Source organism: Plantibacter sp. VKM Ac-2876 (assembly GCF_015350715.1).
Classification (GTDB): Bacteria; Actinomycetota; Actinomycetes; order Actinomycetales; family Microbacteriaceae; genus Plantibacter; species Plantibacter auratus.
Genome location: NZ_JADKSI010000002.1, coordinates 777175 through 795711, shown reverse-complemented (window position 1 = coordinate 795711; position 18537 = coordinate 777175). Strand labels below are relative to the sequence as shown.

Sequence of the window (18537 nt, the reverse complement as noted above, 5' to 3'; positions counted from 1 at the left end):
CCTGGTCAGGCGAGTTCGAGTCGGATGTCCGGGTGGCCGGCGAAGACCTCGAGGAGGAGGTCGAAGTAGGTCTTGCCGCGGCCGGCGTCGAGATCGTCGAGCTGCGCGGTGATCCGGGCCGTGTCGAACGGTGCGCCCCGCTCGAGCTTCTCCTGCAACCAGGCGCGGGTGGCCGTGACGCCGAGTGCGGTGCGGCTGGCGTCATGCTCCGTCCAGACGAAGTGCACGTCGTCGATTTCGCGGAGCGCGCCGATCCCGCCGTAGAGGACGTCGTCGAGGGCGTCGAGGCTCGGGCCGAGGTCCCAGTCCTCGTCCTGCATCACGAGCTCGTTCATCACCTCGTAGAACGAGACGATGTCGTGGATGCGGGATCCGTCAATGCGGAAGGTGGTCGGCACGGTCCCCGAGCCTACTGATGGGTTCGTGAGGCGTCGAGCGGGTGGTGCTGTGGATAACTTCTGCGGGGTGTGGCCGGTATTCGTCAGGATGGCGGCATGGGGACAGCGGCGGAGATCATCACGGCGCGCGTGCGTGACCGGGTGCGTGAGGAGTTCGCTGACGACCTCCCTGTACTGGGGCAGGGGTTCGAGCAGTCGCCGCTCAGACGGGCGCAGGAGGTCTTCACGGACTACTCCAACTCTCAGCGCACCATCACGGGCTTCAGGTGGAACGCGAGAGAGGACATCCGGCAGGCACTAGCCCTCGACATCTACGACGCAGTCCGAGTCGAGCGAGGAAAGCTCCCCGTCACTGGACGCATCATCGGACTTAAGCACTCCATCACGGCCACCCGCTGGATGATCGACGCCTCTCTCACCGACGTTCGCGCCGGGGTCACATACGACGAGCTGAACGACCCAATCGGTACCCGCACCTACGCCCAGCTCAACACCCTCCTCGGTACCCGCACCTGGGCCGAACTCAACACCGACCCATTGAACGGACTCACCTCATGAACAAGACCGCGATCTTCATCACCTTCGCCTACCTCGCCGCGCTCGGAATCGCGGGGACGCTCATCCTTCAGATTCACCGTCCGGACGCGCCGGCGACGTTCACGAGCTTCATCATCCAAATCCTGGGACTGGTGTCGCTCGCAGCCGCGGCCTTCTACGGGTTCGGCAAGCCCAACGAGAAGACGGAAGCTCAGAAATCGAAGCTGGCGGTCATCGAGCGGAACACCAACGGGCGTCTGCGCTCCCGGGACGCAGAGGTTCAGCGGCTCACGAACGTCCTCATCGAGAAGGGGATCAACCCCAACGAGGACGAGCCGAAGCACAAGGCATGACGGTTACCACCCGAGTAGTTTGGCAATTCCCAATACGATCAGCCCGCCGATCGTTGTGGCACCGAACGCGATTGTCGCAGGGTGCACGACGAATCGGCGGAACCTCGACTCTCCGTCACGCAGTCGCGGGAGGCGTCGTTTGAAGTAATCCTCCCCGAGACGCTCCAGGCCTTTTGTGACCAAGTTCGAATTGCTCTTGACGCCAACAGTGATGCGCTTGATGAAGGAGTGCGCCATGATCTGGACGTCTACGTCGGGGGTGAGGGTCAGGGCGCTCGAAGCATTCCCTTTGACATGGATTCCGATCCAGCGCGTAGTCATGTTGTGCTCGGCAACGGCGTCGCGAAGCTCGGCAAGCGAAGGACGCTGGATGCGAGTGTCGTGCTTGTCTGCCGCTCGGAACGTGACTTCGATGTGCGGGGCAACTTCCCGAACTGCCGCCGTGTGAAGGTTTGCCAGCGTCTCTAGCACAGCCCAGAGGTCGGTGCCCCGTCGGTAGTTTTTCTCGGACCCTCCGCCAAACCTGTCAGCCGCTAAGGAGGACGACTCAGTGCTAGAGACCTCGACACTGTTGCCATGGACGTTCTCTTGCTGCACCTCCTCGATCTCTAGCGGAGCATCCGGGACCGCTGGCGGTTCAGGAACTGCGTCGAAGGTCCGGGTGATCAGCTCCGTGATCTCCAATTCCGCCTGCGCCCACGCTTGAAGCCCGTCTGCTTCAGCCTTGGTCGGAGCTTTGAAGTCGAGGCGGATTACGCCTGACAAGGGGAAAGCGTGCAGATTCAGGTCGTAGTCGTGCAAGAGAGGTTTGACCGGCGGCGTGTCGACAGACCGGAAGACCGCCACGTCCCGGGCAATCAATCGATCGGCTTCGACTTGCTCCATGGCTTCAAGGAGAGAATCTCCGTTGATGAACGACCCGTCGGTGGTCTGAATCATGGTGCTGTCCACCATGAGCTTTCCCCCGAGCCCCTCCGCTCGCTCGCTCAGCAGGGTGGACAGTCTCTGCGCGGCATCCCAGAGCGATTTCGGCGTTGCGAAGTCCATCCGTGCTTCGGAACGGTACTGATTCCCCATGGGTCAACAATGGCACACGCCTCCTCGTACCCTGGCAGCTGGCGGCTTACCCTCCTTCGGCTAGCTATTCCGTGGTGACGAGGTGAATCGGCGACGGCGTGCCGGGTTATCAGATGTGAACTCTTCGACGAAGGTGTTCGTGGTTCGTGGTTCGTGGTTCGTGGTTCGTGGTTCGTGGTTCGTGGTTCGTGGTACGTGGACCGTGGCGGGGTGTCGGAGCTGACGGACGTGGTCCTGGGCGAGGGTGACGTCCGCGATCTCGCGGAGCGGATGCTGCGTGCCACCGGTCGACCACAGAAACACATACCCGCATGGCCATGGAAGGATGCAACACGAAGGCCCCACCTGTAGCGGTGAGGCCTTCTCAGTGTCTAGTCCTGTTTTCGCGTGTTCGCCCCGCGCGCACTGGCTGTGCGTCACGGATCGATGAGAGCTTATCCCTTGAGGATTTCCTCCGCGCGCTTCCGTACGGCCTCCACATCGACGCCTTCTTCGGCGTTGATGTTAATGCTCTCGGTTGTAGTCAAACCCCTCTCCCGAGCGATACTGGCTATTTTCTCCGCCAACGACTCCACGAGTTGGTTGTTAAGCATGTTCTGTACATCGTCAAAACCGCTGTAGCTGATTCCCATGCGGCAGACCCTACTAGAGCAGTAGGGAAACACGAAGGCCCCGCCATCTCTGACGGCGCCTCCTCCGGCGGGTCTCAGCTCAGAAGTTTCTGGATGGCGAGCGCCGCTCCCAGGACGACTGATCCGATCTTGGCGAGGGTCGTGAGCACCTTCAGGGCGGCATGTGCAACCGCGTTGAACTCCTCGATTCTCGCGCGAGCCTTAACCCACAACCTCTCTCCGTGTGTAACGTTGCCTTCGAACAAAGTGCGACCTCCTTGATGTGGTTGCTAGAAGTTCAGAGGCCGCAATCCTCTGACTTCCAACGTTGCCTCAGCCCCTGGTTGAGGCTTCGTTAGTTAAGAACGTACGTCCGGCGACGGACACCGATGCGACGACACGCCCCGTGTCGTGTTACCAAGAAATCAACAAACGGGGGTCTAGGATTTCCGGTCACGGTCGATTCCGTTCGCTGAGACCCGCACGGGACCGCTAGGGGCCGCTGAGCATCGCGGAGCGGGACAGACATCGACAAGAATGTGTTCCGCGCACTAATCCAGCCATACGACGCGCGCAACGAGTCCCACGTCGCCCTCGTAAAGGCAGTTGCTGAAGCGGAAGGCGCCGCTAGCAAAGTCGACGTCAGCGGTGCTGAGACGTTCCAGGCGGCACGCAAGCTCATCAGGGCGGAACTCGAGCAGAAGACGTTCCTTCCCAAGATCGAGGCACTGGTTCTTGACGTTGTGCCCATCGCCGCTCCTTAGCTTGGAAGTACAAGCCCTGACGGGCTCAGGGGCTACCCTGATCTGGTCGGCACGATCAGTTACTTGGTCTTCTGCGCTGCTTGTTCGAGGGAGCTCCACCACCGGCTTGCTGGCGGGTGCTTCACTGTCCCGAACTTGGTCTTCACCGACTTCGCACGCGAGACGATCAGCCCGCGCTTTGCGCGCGAGAGCATCACCATGAGGACTCGAGCTTCCTCTGGATCATCAGGATTCCGCCAGTCGGGGACATGCCCCTCCTCGAGGCCGATGACGAAGACCCAGTCGAATTGTTGTCCCTTTCCGAGGTGGGCGTTCATGACGTGGACGCCGGGTGGTGCGACGTCCGCGACGTCCACCGCCCTCGTGCGCCTTAGAAGGTCTCGGACACCCTCGCCGGCAGTCGCTCGGTGTCGCAGCAGTTCGATTGCCTCTTCGACCACGTTGGCGGTGTCTACGTCATCGCCACCCATCGTGGCCAGAGTGCGTTCCCGCAATGCGGTCAACTGATCTTCTAGTGGCGCAGCCGCTGAGATTCCGGCCGCGGCCGTACGGAACGCTGTGAGCAGGCCGGGATGGTCGAGCGCCATATCCCAGAACTGGATGGGAATGTCATCTACGGGTGCGAGGGCAGCGTCGATGAGTCCGCGTCGCGGTCCCGAGCGTGCGATGATCGCGACAGAATTAGAGGGCCGCTCTCGGGCCAGCTTCGTTACGAGCTTCGTTACGGCCTCCGCTTCGGCAGCTTCGTCGTCAAAGATAAGCGCGCGCGTCCGTTTCCCAATACCCCAGGAGGCTGGGTCGGCTGCCTGCAGTTTGGTGGCACCGATCGGCACGCCTACGGCGTTCACCATAGCGAGGACTTCGGGCGACGAACGATACGAGACGTCTAGGTCGACTCGAGACGTGCACTGAGTCTTCAGCATCGCGATCACTTCCTCGGGTTGCGCCCCTGCCCAGGAGTAGATCCCTTGAAGCGGGTCGCCGACGTACGTGCCACTGCGCACGCAGGCACGTGAGAGTAGGTCGAACTGCTGCATGGAGAGGTCTTGGAACTCGTCGACCAATACGGCGTCGAAGTGCTGTTGGTAGAGGTTCGCCACCTCTGGTACGCGGAGGAGCCGTTGTGCGTGACGGATGAGGTCTTGATAGTCCAGCCGATTCGACTCGACGCGGACGCGTTCGATAGCCAAAGCGAGTTCGTCACCGCTGTTGCTCAGTTGGTGCTGGACGTCCTCGTCGGTGATTGGCCCAGACTTCACCTCCAGAAGCCTGTCCTCAGCCGCCTTCCGGGACTCCCATCCGGCGCCAAGCGAGGTTGCGGCGTCAGCGAACCATCGTTTCGTGGGCAGGACGAAGTCGTGGGGGAGTCCGATCGTGCCAGCGTGTGCTCGGACGATACGGCCAGCAAGACCGTGGAAGTTGAGGACAGTGACAAAGCGGCCCGCCCGGTCCGAGCCGAGCCGGTGTTCGATCCTCTGCCGCATGTTGTCGCGCGCTCGCTTGGAGTATGTGATCGCGAGCAGACGCCGATGTGGGCGAATTAGGCCGTTGCGTACGAGGAACTCCGCGCGCATGGCGAGGAGCTCGGTTTTCCCACAGCCAGGCGGGGCGATCACCAGGGTGTGGTCGTCACGGCTCTCGACGGCCTCCAGCTGCCGTCCGACGGCGAGTATCTCGGTCATAGCTGGGTGATGTAGTTCAGCAGTCCGTCGATCGCAGGCATGGCCTTCACTTGCGTATCAGACAAGCGGCTGCCCACTGCGACTGCATAGGTCACTTTGTCCTTCCTGACGAACGCGGCCATCTGCTTCGCCTGGATACTTGCCACATCGACTGCGCCAGTGGACTGCAGGATTGAGTCTTCTCTGACACCTTCGGCGATAAGCGCGGCCGCAACGGCCGGTGCTCCCATCGCCGCGACGTACTCATCCTCTAGATCTGTCGCGCAGACGAACACCTTGCGGATATTGACGTCCTTCGGCTTCATCCCGAGACCGTTTACCCACGGCGAGCTTTCTGCCTTATCGACGAGGCCGATCAGGTCCAAAGCGAAGCCATCGGCACCCAGGAGCCGATTGACGTGCCGAAACTTCTCGGCACCGCCGATGTCCAGGACCGAGACACCGAGGCGATCTAGGTTTACTCCTCGTACGCGCGCCGCGGATTCGACGATGACCTTGTCCGCGGCTCCCTCGACAAGCAGAGTGTGACGGGCCGTAAGAGCCTCGAGCAGGTGAGGTGACCACCAGTTGGCCATCTCCTTCTGCACGGCGCTAAAGCTCGCCGCGGGAATCTGATGAACGGACCGATCGGCCTTGACCACGGCGATGTGCGGAGGCTCGAACCTTTGCATGACATAGGGCGAGTGGGTGACGAGGAGACGCTGAGCGCTCCCGCGAGCGAATAGGTCGGCGACCGTTCGCTGGCTGGAAGCATGCAGGTGAAGCTCGGGTTCGTCGACCGCGACGATGTTGGCCGCATCGCGCGCGAGGTCGAAGAAGCTCATGGTCATGAGCTGCCTCACCCCATCCGATTGTTCCATGAGTGCAGCATGTGAGCCGTCTTCCTTCTTCAGGAATAGATCGACATCCTCGAGCATGTCCTCAGCGGGGTCAGCCGCAGTCCGAAGCGCTAGGTCGTCGACGGCGAGACCTCGTGGCATGGACTGAGAGAGGTGCTCTGCGATCTTGCGTCGCAACTCTGTCAGTACAGTGCTCGCGTCGAGACCGCTATTGAAGGTCTCAAGTGAGGCTTTGAGTTCATCACCTTCGCCGCCGAGTTCCGCTGCTGCGAGCAGTGTGCGCAGCGGGCCACGGCGCCCGGTGATGTACTCGGCGGCGGCGGAGCGACCAGCCGGCAGGTAGTGCCAGCTGAGGACCTCGAGTTGCTCCCGGCTGACGCTCCGCCCGCTCGTCTCGGGGAAGTGCCGCCGGACAATGACGGACTGGTCGTCGTCTTCGCTGGCGCTGACCGCCAGCTCGACCGTTAGGCTCTCGGAACCGTCAATGATCTCGATCTCATCTGGGAAGGTCGCGCGTTCTTCGTCGGAGAAGTCGACCAGTACCCCACGCACGATCAGCGGGGCGGACGTGTCGGCGAGGTCTCGTACTCCGATCGAGGCGTATATCTGCTGGATCGACGCGCCCAGCAGGAGATTGACGCAACTAAGAATTGACGTCTTGCCCGCGTCATTCGGACCTACCAGTACGAGGTGTTCACGTACCTCAATCTCGAGATCAGGCAGTCGCTGGTAGTTGGCGATGCGCAATGAACTCAGCCTCATCAGTTCCCCTCGACAGCTTGACGAGAATCGAGGTGCCTCGGTGCACCCGCCCTGATCTAACCATGGCAGCGATTGGGAGTGAACGCACGCACCACGCCCAGAGCCTCTCGCGTCAGCTCTCGCGAGTTCAATAGTTCGGTAGGGCCGCCCACGGGGATGCCCGCCGACAGCGTGCTCAGTGCCAATCGCGCAACCAGTTGAGCACCCCACGAGCATCGGTGATGTCAGTCACCGTTGAACGGTGAACGCCATTGTCGTCGCTGTACTCATAGGCCTGCCGGATACCGGCCTTCTCCGTCGGGAAGGAGTTCGCGTACGGCTCCGTGGCGATGTACTTGCCATCCGAACCCCACCCCGAATGTGTGGTCGTTCGCGGAGGAAAGCTGGTCCCGCGATATCTCTCGTCATACTGATCGACAAACCGAGACAGGGTAAGCCCCTCATCATCAGTCATGCAGACGTGTGAGACGTCCAGGTGTTGAGCGAGGCGGTCACGTAGATGCCTCTTCTCATTCCTGTCCATATCGGTCTCCGTTCACAGTCGTTGCTGAGCCGGCGTCCGAAGGTCCCATGGAGCAGCGGCCAAGATGACTACGTGCTCCTGGCTCGGGACCCGCGGGCTGAAGCGGTGAGGCTCACGTGGGTGCTGACCGAGGACGGCAACGATGCCATCACCACTGGTGAGCTCGAACTGCCCACCGCCAAAGCCGCAGATGCCGGAGAGCTCTTCAAGACAGCGTTTCTAGGCAACGGTTGAGGGATCCCGGCTCGGAGCCTCGCAGGCGCTTCGATCTTGGGCTATCGCAGCCTGACTTGGGTCCCTGGAGCGCGTGGCCTCGGTTGGTTTGGCCTGTCGATGCGAGTCGTGAGTCTAGGGCCGAACTAGTCATGCCTGACGCCGCAGCTACGCTGAGGTCATGACTGCCAGCCAGCCCGACAGGAGCCAGGTGAAGGGTGCTCACATGGTGTCCAGCGGGTATATCAGCGCGTGGGCCGATACGAAGAACGTCATCGCTGTGCTCGATCTGGAGGAGGGGATCGGGTACCACAAGTCTTACAAGAAGGCGACGGTGGTGAACTACGTCTACGAGCCCGCCCTGCTCAACTACGACCTTGAGGGCGAGTACGCGCGTATCGAGAGTGCAGGCATCCGCGTGATCCGCATGCTGCGGGACGGGCTCGAGTTGACCGTCGAAGAGCGGACGCAGCTGATTGAGTTCCTTGAGATGCATCGCTATCGGGGGCGGTATGCCGATCGCGCTGAGGTAGGGGTTCCCGGCGTGGCGATGATGTCCGACGGTGCCGCGAGGGATATCGAGCTCAGGCTTGGCGACATGACGCTGCTCACACGCGATCGGGAGCCGGGCCCGAAGCTCACCGAGCTGGGGCTTGAGCAGTGGGAGTGGACTATGTGGGAGGTCGACGACTTCCCAACCGGCGACGGCGCGGTCATGCTCTGGGGATCCAGCGCCGGCCGCGTCTCCGTCGTGACCTTTCCGCTGTCGCCGACTCAGTTGCTCTTGATCGGCGACGAGCTCCCAGAGGGTGTGCCCTTCAAGATGCGGCTCGCGATGAATTGCCGGCGCTGGATCGTCGGCAAGAAGGGCACACTGAACTTCAAGCAGGCCGCCATCATCGCCGCTGAGCGCGATAGAGAGCGCGCCGAAGGTCCTGCATGACGACGCATCGTTGAGCGGTGCCTCGGGGGCGCTTGGGGGAGGCTTGGCCTCCGTGCGGGTAGGCGTCGACAAGATGCTCGCTGAAGCTCTGCAGCTGGCCAGGGAGGTGCCGAGTCGAAAGGGTGATCCTGCGGCGCAACCGGGACGGTGCGTCCGCTCCGAGGACCACGGGCCGCAACATTCTCAACACCGACGGAGCGCACCACCACACGCGCCGGACATGATCCTGTTGGTTGCCGTGGCGCCGCGGGACTGGACCTTCCCGCTAACTTGAGCAGGTGGCCTCAAACCTGTCGTGGGACGATCTCAGCAGCGGGCCGTTCCGGATTCATGCCGTGACTGCTCTCAACAGCAGCATCCTTCGTCAGGGTGGCTCGTTGTACGGGGTCCGCTCTGAAGAGCTCTATCACTGGATTCGGTCAATGCATTCGTCACTCGTTGCCGAACTCGCGGCAGTGGGAGTGAACTACGACCACATTGCGCGTGCGCTTGTGCCTCATGCCGGGAGGCGTGAGATCGCGTTGCTGTTCGATTGGGGTGTGGCGTCCCGAGCTTCGGGCGGGTTCTATGGTTATCACCTCGCGGAGGTGTGGATTCCCGCGTTACCGCGCCCCGCACGCAACAGCGGTCTCAATGCGATCCTGCACGGAGACCTCTTGGAGGGCGGCGGCGGATCGACACTGAGGGCTGCGCTGCTGGAGCGGGGCGAGCTCGTGAACCCGAACTATCTGAGCACAGACCAGATCTATGTGGTCTATGTCTCGAACCTGTCGCGCGCTCAGGCAGAGGCACTGATTGCTGAGGTGCGGACCGACCCCGCCTACGTAGGACACGCCGACTGCACCACCCACAGCGCGCTCAAAGAGCACATCGCGCTTTCACTGCCGCAACTCGGACTGCGAGTCGGATCGGTGGTCCTGGATGGCGTATACGACGATGTCCCCAATCCGCTTGGCTATCCGTTCGAGGCCGCGGGATTCAAGACGATCGGAGTGCCATCGGAGCTCTATCTCCCGTTTCTCACCTTCCGCATCAACACGCGGCTCACGGGCCGGAACTTCTCTGACAGCGAACTCGCGTTCGGGGCGCTGGATCCGAATGCAGGCGCGGTAGAAACTCCGAATGTCTGGATGACCACTTCCCGGTTCGAATACCCTCACTCCGGACAGCACCGTGGCGCACTCGCGCTGGCGGAACTGGTGCATCTCGAGCGCGAGGCGCTAGAGATGACTCTCACCGAGCTCAGCGCTGAGGGGCATATGTACAACCTGCGGTACGAGCGTCACGCCAACACGGGTGACGAAGTGCTCATGTACAACTCGCTAGTCGAGATCGACACGACGACGGGCCCTCGTCTCCACACTCTCGCGCTGAAGTACGACCCCGAGACTCGCGCCTCTGAGCTGGTGACATTCATATGAGGTCCGTCGGTCCTAAGCCGGCTGAGACTCCGCTTCGTGCAGGTACTGCTCAACCTCATTTTCACGACGTGGGGTGAGCTGAGGTCAGAACGACGCCGTCCGGATCACGTCGATGAGGCTGCCGGGAATGGGAGAGTCGGTGATGGTTCCCAGTGGTGGAAGTGTGCCGTCGAGGCGGAGCCCGTCCGCGAGCACCACCATGTTTGGTCGACGCCAGTTGATCGCGTTGAACGGCAAGATTGGTAGGTCGGCGAGATCGCCTTCGGGAGCGTTGTGAAGGAGTTCCCACGCCGCGCCCTCAGCGACCAGGGGGTGATCGATCGCCCATCCAGGATGGTAAACGAGCGTCAAACAAATGCCGTCCAGAGTGATCAGGGTCATCGGGAATCGGGTGGTGCTGCCGTCATCGAGTTGAACCACCTTGGGAAGCAGTACGCGTGCGGTTGGAGTCCCCTTCTCCTGCTCGGCGCGAAACGCCCACAACGATAGGTCTGACGGTGGGGGAGTGCCGTCAATGAGCCACAAGAAGTCTTCCGTCTCCCAGTCTCCGATGATCCGGTGCTTGTTGATCTTGGGGTGTTGGTGCATAGCGAGTGGATGGGTAGCGAGGAGAAGGATCTTTGCGAACCACAGCCCTACGGCAGCCCATTCGTGCGCCTCTGCATCTCCGGCCCAGGAGTTCGGTGCCAACCGCCGGACGATCTGCTTCGCCGGCTTCTCGAGACGGGTGTCGAGCGTCGCGTTACAACTCCGACAAGCGGGCACGAGCAAGCGTTGACGCTCGGTGAAATGCAGCGGCGCGTCGTCACGGTTGAGGAGGGCTTCTCCGTTGGATGACCACCTGAAGGACGGCGGCCCGGCGGCGTCGGCGTCTTTGAGGAACCACGCCGGCCAAACATGCTCTCCCTTGCCCACCGCGGGCCTGATCCCGCAGATAACGCAATTCACCATGCGGAGAACTTAGCGCGTCCACTGCGGTCTGCAGACGGCGGCGCTGGGGAAGAGCTGATGGGTGGAGACCGCTCCCCGTGCACTGGTGCGTCAGGGATGACGATGCGCGTCGAGGCAAGTTCATGCGTGGACCGAGCACTCAATAGACCCCGGATCCTCGATGGTTTTCAGACCGAGAAATGTAGGGGGTTTGGTCTCTATGTCGAGTGCTACGTGATTTTCGGCGTGCTCCGCCCAGACGAAGTGCGCGCTTTCGTGGTCGTGGAGTGAAGCGCGTTGTCGAGCCAGTCGAGCGGGTGGTGCTGTGGATAACTTCTGCGGGGCGTGGCCGGTGTTCGTCAGGATGGCGGCATGGGGACAGCGGCGGAGATCATCACGGCGCGCGTGCGCGACCGGGTGCGTGAGGAGTTCGGGGAGCCGGGTCGGCGTGGGGGAGCGGGGCGGATCGCCCGCGAGGAGGTGCGTCGCTACAACGAGCGCGCGCTGAACGATACGACGCCGCTCATCGACGACGAGCACGGGATGACGAGCGAGGTGCTCGCCGCGGTGACGGGGTTCGGCGCGATCCAGCCGTTGCTCGACGATCCGGGTGTCGAGGAGATCTGGATCAACGAGCCGACAGAATAGTTGACCAATCACAAGGGGAGCCGAGTGCGTCTGCCATATTTGGGGGATGGCTGATCCAAACATCCCCGGATATATCTCGGCTGGAGCAACGGTGCTCTCTGCAGGCGTGATCGCGTGGCAGGCGTTCCTCACGAGGAGGGCATTGGAGGAGTCCAAAAAAGCGGTTGACGCTGCTCGTGACGGTGTGGCGGCATCCCGAGAAGGCGTCGAAGCATCCCGCGCAGCCGTCGAGGTCGCCCAGCGCTCGCTCACTGAGAATCAGCTTGCTCGTCTGGAGGCAAGTGTGCCTCGCATCTGGGTCACTGCTGGCCCGGTCGGCTATACCGTCGCCGAGCGCCGTGAGGGACAGGACGTGCTCTTGGGCTCGACCGACGTGTTCAACCTCCCGAGCGACGCCGACAGGGTGATTTCGGCGACCGGGGATGTGAAGATCAGGAACGACGGCCCCGGGGCTGCGGAGGTCCGCTTCAACATGTTCCTGATCAAGAAAGGCACCTCCCACCCTGTGCGGAGCGCGATCCTCTCGGCAGGTGAGACCTTCGACGCTACTTACCAGTTGTTTAAGCCTGTAGATGAATGGATCAAGATTGCTGAGGTAGAGGCGGCAGGGGGGTTACCAGCCGACGCTGCCGAGCTGGTTATCGTGTACCAGGGGCCGCGAGACGCCGACGTCGAAGAGTTCCATGTCTTGCGCGTTTACAACTCAGTTCTTGTGGAGGATCCGGCGCGGCGAGGCAGTTGGAAGGAACACGAGTACTGGAACGACATGCGGGCTGTCGTCTCACCCAGTTCCCGAAAGTACTGGCGGTCTCGCTCGCGCAAGGAGAAGTTCGACCTGAGCTAGCCAATTGGCAGTATGGAGAGAACCCCCGCGACCGAAGCGATTACCACGCCACCGCCGACGAGCCAGATGTCGCGTTGCTTTGCGATGAATTCCGCGCGCACGCCCTTCTTGCTGACGCGGAAGTCGTTCAAGCCGTAGCCCTCGTGCTCCGTCGTCTGCTTCTTGAACTCGGCCAGGGACAGCACGAGCGCCAGGAGCGGCAAAGCTGCGGCGACGATGTAGAGAACCAGAATGAGGGTGTCCATGGTCACGCCTGCAGGGCGATCCACTCCCACTCTTCGGGTTCCAGATTTGGTGCGCCGGTCGGTTCGGTACCTACGAAGTGAGCGAACGCGAATGTTCGACCAGCGTGCGTCAAAGCCACAAACGCATCCGTGGACAGCGATCCGATGTTGCTCTTCAGCTCGCGTTGAACGTCAGGCGAGAGTTTGGGCCAGGCTTCCTTGATGTCTTTCATGCCTTGACGGTAAGGGCGATTTGAAAATGCTGGTCCCATTCAGCCGACGTGTCGTGAACGGGTAGTTACAGCTAGCTCAGCCCGCCCAGGCGGACGATGTCCACAACCTCAGTCAGGGCCTTGCTCGATCCAGAGGCTTGGAAGAACGCCAGGGTGACCGAGGTGTTCGGGTTGATGATCGTGATTTCCGTGGCCAGGGTGATGTTGTCCTCACCAATGGGCGAGTAGTCGAGACGACGATTCTCCGAGCCGACGACGACGTCCACGAAGCACCGGCCCGAGACACCACCCGTGATCTTGATTTGAACCGTCAGGAAGTAGATGCCCTTCTGGTTGAAGCGGAGCCCGTTCGCAATCGGAGTCCAGAGCGTCGTGGAGCCCGTCGAAGAGTATGTGGCATTCGGCGTCCAGGTGCCCGAGCCGACCACGCTGGACGTTGCCACCGTCTGTCCTCCAGTAAAGCGACCAGTCAGGACCGGAAGGGGTGCCGCCGCTTCGAGAGCTGCGAGCCGTGCACGTGCCGAGCTGAACGCGACAGACTGCGCGGCCTGACCCTTGTCCATGAAGGCGGACAGGGTGGGGATTTCGTCGTCCTCCGCGTAGCGGTACACCCCGTTGGTGTCGATGAGTCCAGGCATCAGAGAGCGTCCTTCCAAGTTGTTCCGTTTGAGACGCGGACGATGCCGTCGCGCCACTGGTCGTTGACCGAGACCTTCACCACGCCGGAGCGCCATTGGTCGTTGACAGAGACCTTGCCGCCTGAGCGCATGGTGGCCGCGATCGATCCCGACCACGGGCCGGTCGTCCCGTAGGCGTCAGAGACGTTGTTGCGGCCTGCCGCGCGGAACCAGTAGGTCTTGCCGGGGGTCAGGTTGAAGCTCGTGGTCCCGCTGCTGCCGACCGTGACGGCTCCACCGAAGCCGGGGTTGTCGGCGTACTGGAGCTGCCACCCTGTGATCGCTGCATCCCCGGTGTCGCCCGATCCTCCGAACTGCACCGTTACCTGTCCGGCCGGTCCAGGGGTAGCTGCGATCATGGACGGTGCTGCGGGCACCTGCTCGTACCAGTAGTCGCCCACGAGCGTGGCGTCTGACCAGGCGAGGGCACCTGATTCGTAGATGTTCACCCCGCCCACGCCGCCTCGGCCGTAGTTGAGTGAGCCGTCGTGGTTGATCGCCAGGGTGGTCTGCTGTGTGCCGCTGAAGTAGGCCGGGGCCGCTCCCAGGCCGTAGAGCCCGTAGGTGCCTCCGCCGCCTCCAGGCATGGCGAAGTTCCCGGTCTGCCCGGTGCCGACTGTGACGTTTGCGGTGACGGCTCCGTTCCGCCCGCCTGCGTAGATGCCGACCTGAGTGACGCGGACCGGCTGGAGCCCGTTTGCTGCCACGCGACCGTTCGGGATGCCCATCACGCAATAGACGACACCTCCGCCCAGCCGGTACGCGTTCGGGTTACTCAGCCCGACACCGTTGATTGCTCCGCCGTAGACCATGGCTACACCCAGCTCACCCAGACGCGACCGGGGAGGTGCCCGGGGTCGGCCTGCTGAACCTTGAGGAGGTCCTTGTCGAACTTGGTGAGGTCCGCTGCGGCGCGAGCGGTCATCTCGTCGGCCAGCTCGTCGCCGCGCTGGTTGTCGTTCTCGTAGCCCTTGCCGACCTTCTGGTTCGGCGGGTAGACCGCGAGGCCCTTTGCTGCTGCCTTGTCTCCGATGGCCATGATTAGGAACCTCCGCCTAGTGAAATGTTCGGGTAGTTGAGCCACGTGGTGTCGTCGGCCACGGTGGACCAGAGGAGTTCAGGTGGTGCGAGCGTCCAGGAGTCGGGCGGAGTCTCGACGAGACCGCGAGACTTCACCGACATGACGCCCTCGGGGAACTGCCAATCGACAGCTGAGACGTAGCCGGTCTGGGTGATCGAGTTCGGGAGCGAGATGCCGAGACCGAGACCCGGCTCTGTGGAGTAGTCGCTGATGGCGTCCACGTTGAGCACCCGGCCGCGCCCCTGGGACCGTCGAAGGATTGCGGTTGCTGCACCAGGCCCGGGGTAGGGGACGTCGCTGTATCGGACGGTGTAGACCTTGCGAGCGCGCTCCTTCTCACCGGCCACGTCGTAGGCCACCTGGGAGACCTTGTTGACGTCAGTCCACTTGTACTCGACAACTACCGCGTCGTAGTACGAGTCCTCCGGGCGAGCGTCGAGCGAGATGCTGTCCGAGCCCCGTGTGACGTTGTTCTCGGCGGCGAGCGACAGGAACCCGTCCACGGTCTTCTGGGGCTCCACGAGCTGCCAGACGCGCTGCTCGGTGCAGTAGAGCCGAAGCCCTGCCTTCTGGACCAAAGGCTCCACGTAGTCCCAAGCGGTGACGCCTGGGTTCCAGTTCAGGGACTCGATGTCCTGGACCGTGGCGTCGAGCGAATCGCTGGACAGCGCTGCACCGATCTTCGACAGCGCGAGATTGACGGCTCCTCGGACCGTGCTGGTAGTCGGAGCTATCGAAGTCTGAGATACCAGGGCGTAGTCCTGCATCAGCATTTCATCGGTGTTGAACACGAGCCGGAAGTCACCCCGGCTTCGGTCTGCTTCGAAGCTGCGGAGACCGACGTTGAAGTTCCTGATCGTGGGTGGACGAACGCCGAATGAGTTCCATGGGGTGAAGTAGTCGGCGCTGACAGCTGCGGCCGTCTTGCCTCCGTACCTAGAAGTGAGGTCTGCCGCTGTCTTGTAGACCGGAGTCGTCGGAGTGGAGCCGTCGAAGTAGCCCTGTTGCCCTGAGCCCTCGATGACGTACACGCTGTCCCAGTACGTGAGGTTGGCTGCGCTGTTCGTCGCGCCGTTCATCAGGATGACGAATACACCGAGGGCGTCAGAGGGCACCGTGACGGACATGCCGAAGATGGTGGTTCCAGTCGCCGCGCCTGCGGCCGAGAACAGGTTGGTGGTACCTGCCGGGGTGGTGATCTGAACCCACATCTTTCGGGCGTTCGCGCTGAGGGTGCCGGTCTGCGCCACAGGCACGTAGAGCGTGCTGCCGAGTGCGTAGGTCTTCCCCGGTTGCATACCGAAAGCGAAGGAGGATGCCCCTCCTGCGTAGATGTATGAGTTCGTGCCGGTGCTCGTCGGGCTGATGAGGCCGGATCGCGTGCCGCGTTCTTTCCACACCGTTGACACGGAGAGGTTGGCTGAGCCGCTGACAGGCGTCCATCCGGAGGTCGAGACTTCGAAGCCGGGATTCGTGCACTGGTTCCGGAGCGTGGCCACTCCATCGACCTTGAGCACGGAGCTGGAGGCGTTGGGCGCGCCCTCCCATTCGTAGGCCCGGGGGATTGCGGGGAGCGTGGCCGACAGGACTGAAGCCAGTGCGCCCTCTCCGAAGTCGCTGCGGAGCGTCATCTGAGCGCGGAGCCCTGCTCGTGGGTCGATCCTCTCCAGGACGTCTGACTCTGGGATGGGGGTCGTGAGGTCGATCTGTGAGTACGGCGACCGAGCTTCTTCCAGCGCGGCGCGAGCATCGGTGATGTCGAGGGCGAGACGAGTCCCGTCCGTCAGCTCCAGTGAGCCGGTCATGGTGTGGCGAGTGAAGGTCACGGAAGCACCTCCTGGAAGTCCACCGAGACGACGTACTGGGTCTGGTCCAGCTCGACTGTGATTCGGCCGGCCGGGACGTAGGTCATCGAGACGCCGGGCGGGGGGACCTCATCGTCGAGGAGCTGGAAGGAGCCGATCTTGGCGTGCTCTGCGTCGAGCGCAGCTGCCTTCTCGTAGGTGTCGCAGAGGAACTTGAGCGTGCCCTTGCGGAGGCCAGCGGCCTTGAAGGTGACCTCCACATCTCCGCGTCCCAGGACCGGGTGCAGGATGTTGCCGTGCTCGCGCTCGCTGACGAAGCCGAGGAGGAAGTCCACGCCGATAGTGGTGGTGCCGTGCTGCACTGAGGCGGTCATGGGATGAGCTTCCCGTTCTTGTCGATGACGCGAGCCGAGACTGTGGTGGTGCGGGAACGGTTCACGAAGTTGCTGATCTGCTGCTCCGCGCCGGAGAGGTCCAGCCCGACCTTCAGGGAGAGTGAGCGCTCCTTGGCGAGGAATGCGTCGATGTCCTTCTTGGCGTCGGACATGTTCGCGGTGACCTTGATTTCGGTCTTCCGCTCCTTCTTGGTCGTTTTCTCGATATCGGCTTCGGCCTGCTTTGTGTCTGCCTCGACCTTCACGTCCGGTCCCTTGACGTCGTCGGGGAGTCCTTCAGTGAAGGTGTTGGTGTAGCTGCCCGAGTTCTCGGAACCGGCCTCACTCCAGATGTCGTTGAGCTTTGCCTTCTCGGCGTCCGTGGCGGTCTGGTAGCCAGCGAACAAAGAGGCTGCAGCGTCCTGCCCCTGGCTGTCGAGGAAGCTCTTGGCCTCCTCGGTCAGGGCGGACTCACCGATCTGGGTGTTGTAGTTCTGCAGCGCGGCGATGCGGGCATCCATGGAGGCGATGTACCCGGAGACATCGAAGAGGCCGGTCTCTTCGGAGATGAACTCTGAGGCGCTGCCAGCAATCTCGTCGTACTTGTCGTTGAGTGCTTCGAGCCGAGCTGCCTTGAGCTCCATCTCGGGACCACCGGCTGCGGCGTAGTTGGCTTCAGCCTCGGCGGCTTCCTCCGCTGCCGTCTTCGCCTCACCCATGTAGGCGTTGTATTGCTCCTGGCCAGCGATCTGGTCCATGAGCTGGTTGTACTTCTTGACGCCAGCGTTCGTGGTGGTGTCTACAAGGTCGGCTTCGTCCTGCAGGTTCCGGAGGTGGTCCTTGCCCTCCTTGACCAGCTCCTTCAGCTGGTCGGTGCTGCCGGAGTATGCGTCGGCCAGATCCTTGAAACTCGAGCCACTGCGGTCAGAGGCGTCCCGAAGGTCCTCCAGGCCGGTGGCGTTGTCCTCGGTCTCAGTGGCCATCGACTTGAGCTTGTCGATGATGAACTCCAGCGAGACCGCGCCGCTCTTGCCTGTCTCGATGAACTCTCCGGCGAGTTCCGCCACTCGCTCCTTGAACGCCTCGGTGGACTCCGCGCCCTCTTCGATCTTCGAGAACACGAGACCGATACCGGCTGCAGCGGCCACACCAGCGATTAGGCCAGCGGGACCGAACCCGGCGAACGCATTGGCCGCGACCTCCTGGAACGCGTCTCCGATGGACTCCGCGGAGCCGTCGAAGCTCGCTGCGGCTTCCTTGGCCGTGGAGGCCGACTCGTCGCCAATTTCTCGAATTCCGTCGCGTGCGCTGTCTGATCCCTGCCGGACGTTCCGGTCGATGTCTCGTCCGGCGCTGCGGCTCTCTCGCTGAGCAGAGTCGGACATCTCTCTGAAGGACCGCTCTAGGCGCTCCAGGCCACGCTCACCCTCTCGGGCACCGTCCGTGATGCCGTCTCCCATGCGGTCACCGGAGCGCTGCGCGTCCCGTGCGAGGTCGTCGAGGGAGTCAGCTACATCGTTGACGCCTTCCGCCACGTCGCGGGTGGTGCGCTGGAAGTCCCGAGCGTTGGCGACAATGTCTACTTCGAGTGCCATGGT

The 18537-nt window shown here is 62.5% G+C and carries 22 protein-coding genes; 6 read left to right on the top strand and 16 right to left on the bottom strand.

Annotated elements, in window-relative coordinates; genetic code table 11:
- Positions 1–5: 5 nt before the first annotated feature.
- The gene (locus tag ITJ62_RS10165) at positions 6–398 is read right to left on the bottom strand and encodes a ribonuclease inhibitor (RefSeq protein WP_194601610.1); all 393 of its coding nucleotides are present in this window, start codon (positions 396–398) and stop codon (positions 6–8) included.
- A 96-nt stretch (positions 399–494) separates the two neighbouring features.
- Here ITJ62_RS10165 and ITJ62_RS10160 point away from each other — a divergent pair, with 96 nt between their 5' ends.
- Both ITJ62_RS10160 and ITJ62_RS10155 read left to right on the top strand, forming a co-directional pair.
- The gene (locus tag ITJ62_RS10160; RefSeq protein ID WP_194601607.1) at positions 495–956 is read left to right on the top strand and encodes a hypothetical protein; all 462 of its coding nucleotides are present in this window, start codon (positions 495–497) and stop codon (positions 954–956) included.
- Entirely contained in the window at positions 953–1288 is a 336-nt protein-coding gene (locus tag ITJ62_RS10155) for a hypothetical protein (protein ID WP_194601604.1), read from the top strand. Before ITJ62_RS10160 ends, ITJ62_RS10155 begins: the two co-directional genes overlap by 4 nt.
- A 3-nt stretch (positions 1289–1291) precedes the next feature.
- Here ITJ62_RS10155 and ITJ62_RS10150 read toward each other — a convergent pair whose 3' ends face one another.
- The 6 genes from ITJ62_RS10150 to ITJ62_RS10125 form a co-directional block, all read right to left on the bottom strand.
- On the bottom strand, positions 1292–2335 hold the full coding sequence (locus tag ITJ62_RS10150; protein ID WP_194601602.1) for a hypothetical protein: 1044 nt from the start codon (positions 2333–2335) through the stop codon (positions 1292–1294).
- A 464-nt stretch (positions 2336–2799) separates the two neighbouring features.
- Complete coding sequence (locus ITJ62_RS10145) at positions 2800–2997, bottom strand: hypothetical protein (protein ID WP_194601598.1); 198 nt, start codon at positions 2995–2997, stop codon at positions 2800–2802.
- Between the two features lie 74 nt (positions 2998–3071).
- Positions 3072–3242 carry a hypothetical protein gene (locus ITJ62_RS10140; protein ID WP_194601595.1) on the bottom strand — a complete coding sequence of 57 codons (171 nt, stop codon included), beginning with the start codon at positions 3240–3242 and terminating at the stop codon, positions 3072–3074.
- A 557-nt stretch (positions 3243–3799) separates the two neighbouring features.
- Positions 3800–5422, bottom strand: a complete 1623-nt coding sequence (locus tag ITJ62_RS10135; RefSeq protein ID WP_194601592.1) for a UvrD-helicase domain-containing protein — start codon at positions 5420–5422, stop codon at positions 3800–3802.
- Complete coding sequence (locus tag ITJ62_RS10130) at positions 5419–7023, bottom strand: ATP-dependent endonuclease (protein ID WP_228498150.1); 1605 nt, start codon at positions 7021–7023, stop codon at positions 5419–5421. Before ITJ62_RS10130 ends, ITJ62_RS10135 begins: the two co-directional genes overlap by 4 nt.
- A gap of 175 nt (positions 7024–7198) precedes the next feature.
- On the bottom strand, positions 7199–7477 hold the full coding sequence (locus ITJ62_RS10125; RefSeq protein WP_194601586.1) for a hypothetical protein: 279 nt from the start codon (positions 7475–7477) through the stop codon (positions 7199–7201).
- Positions 7478–7940: 463 nt separating this feature from the next.
- Between ITJ62_RS10125 and ITJ62_RS10120 the strand changes: the two genes are divergently transcribed.
- Together ITJ62_RS10120 and ITJ62_RS10115 are read left to right on the top strand one after the other, a co-directional pair.
- Positions 7941–8702, top strand: coding sequence for a DUF4238 domain-containing protein (locus ITJ62_RS10120; protein ID WP_194601582.1), 762 nt, complete (start codon positions 7941–7943; stop codon positions 8700–8702).
- A gap of 278 nt (positions 8703–8980) precedes the next feature.
- On the top strand, positions 8981–10123 hold the full coding sequence (locus ITJ62_RS10115; protein WP_194601580.1) for a hypothetical protein: 1143 nt from the start codon (positions 8981–8983) through the stop codon (positions 10121–10123).
- An 84-nt stretch (positions 10124–10207) separates the two neighbouring features.
- Here the strand turns inward: ITJ62_RS10115 and ITJ62_RS10110 are convergent, their stop codons facing one another.
- Complete coding sequence (locus tag ITJ62_RS10110) at positions 10208–11038, bottom strand: hypothetical protein (RefSeq protein WP_228498148.1); 831 nt, start codon at positions 11036–11038, stop codon at positions 10208–10210.
- Positions 11039–11425: 387 nt separating this feature from the next.
- Between ITJ62_RS10110 and ITJ62_RS10105 the strand changes: the two genes are divergently transcribed.
- Positions 11426–11701: a hypothetical protein gene (locus tag ITJ62_RS10105; RefSeq protein WP_194601574.1), complete on the top strand. Its 276-nt coding sequence runs from the start codon at positions 11426–11428 to the stop codon at positions 11699–11701.
- A gap of 46 nt (positions 11702–11747) precedes the next feature.
- Positions 11748–12545 (top strand): hypothetical protein, encoded by a 798-nt coding sequence (locus tag ITJ62_RS10100; RefSeq protein ID WP_194601571.1) that lies wholly within the window; start codon positions 11748–11750, stop codon positions 12543–12545.
- Here ITJ62_RS10100 and ITJ62_RS10095 read toward each other — a convergent pair.
- The 8 genes from ITJ62_RS10095 to ITJ62_RS10060 form a co-directional block, all read right to left on the bottom strand.
- Positions 12542–12790: a hypothetical protein gene (locus tag ITJ62_RS10095; RefSeq protein ID WP_194601568.1), complete on the bottom strand. Its 249-nt coding sequence runs from the start codon at positions 12788–12790 to the stop codon at positions 12542–12544. The two genes, ITJ62_RS10100 and ITJ62_RS10095, sit on opposite strands and share 4 nt — an antisense overlap.
- A 2-nt stretch (positions 12791–12792) precedes the next feature.
- Positions 12793–13002 carry a hypothetical protein gene (locus tag ITJ62_RS10090; RefSeq protein ID WP_194601565.1) on the bottom strand — a complete coding sequence of 70 codons (210 nt, stop codon included), beginning with the start codon at positions 13000–13002 and terminating at the stop codon, positions 12793–12795.
- 71 nt (positions 13003–13073) lie between these two features.
- A complete protein-coding gene (locus ITJ62_RS10085) occupies positions 13074–13640 on the bottom strand; it encodes a hypothetical protein (protein WP_194601562.1) in 567 nt (188 codons plus the stop codon).
- Complete coding sequence (locus ITJ62_RS10080; RefSeq protein WP_194601559.1) at positions 13640–14491, bottom strand: fibronectin type III domain-containing protein; 852 nt, start codon at positions 14489–14491, stop codon at positions 13640–13642. Before ITJ62_RS10080 ends, ITJ62_RS10085 begins: the two co-directional genes overlap by 1 nt.
- A gap of 2 nt (positions 14492–14493) precedes the next feature.
- Complete coding sequence (locus ITJ62_RS10075) at positions 14494–14718, bottom strand: hypothetical protein (RefSeq protein ID WP_194601556.1); 225 nt, start codon at positions 14716–14718, stop codon at positions 14494–14496.
- Positions 14719–14720: 2 nt separating this feature from the next.
- Positions 14721–16586 (bottom strand): hypothetical protein, encoded by a 1866-nt coding sequence (locus ITJ62_RS10070; protein WP_194601553.1) that lies wholly within the window; start codon positions 16584–16586, stop codon positions 14721–14723.
- Positions 16583–16939: a hypothetical protein gene (locus ITJ62_RS10065; protein WP_194601550.1), complete on the bottom strand. Its 357-nt coding sequence runs from the start codon at positions 16937–16939 to the stop codon at positions 16583–16585. The genes ITJ62_RS10070 and ITJ62_RS10065 overlap by 4 nt, the downstream gene beginning before the upstream one ends.
- Entirely contained in the window at positions 16936–18534 is a 1599-nt protein-coding gene (locus tag ITJ62_RS10060; protein ID WP_194601547.1) for a hypothetical protein, read from the bottom strand. Before ITJ62_RS10060 ends, ITJ62_RS10065 begins: the two co-directional genes overlap by 4 nt.
- Positions 18535–18537: the final 3 nt, after the last annotated feature.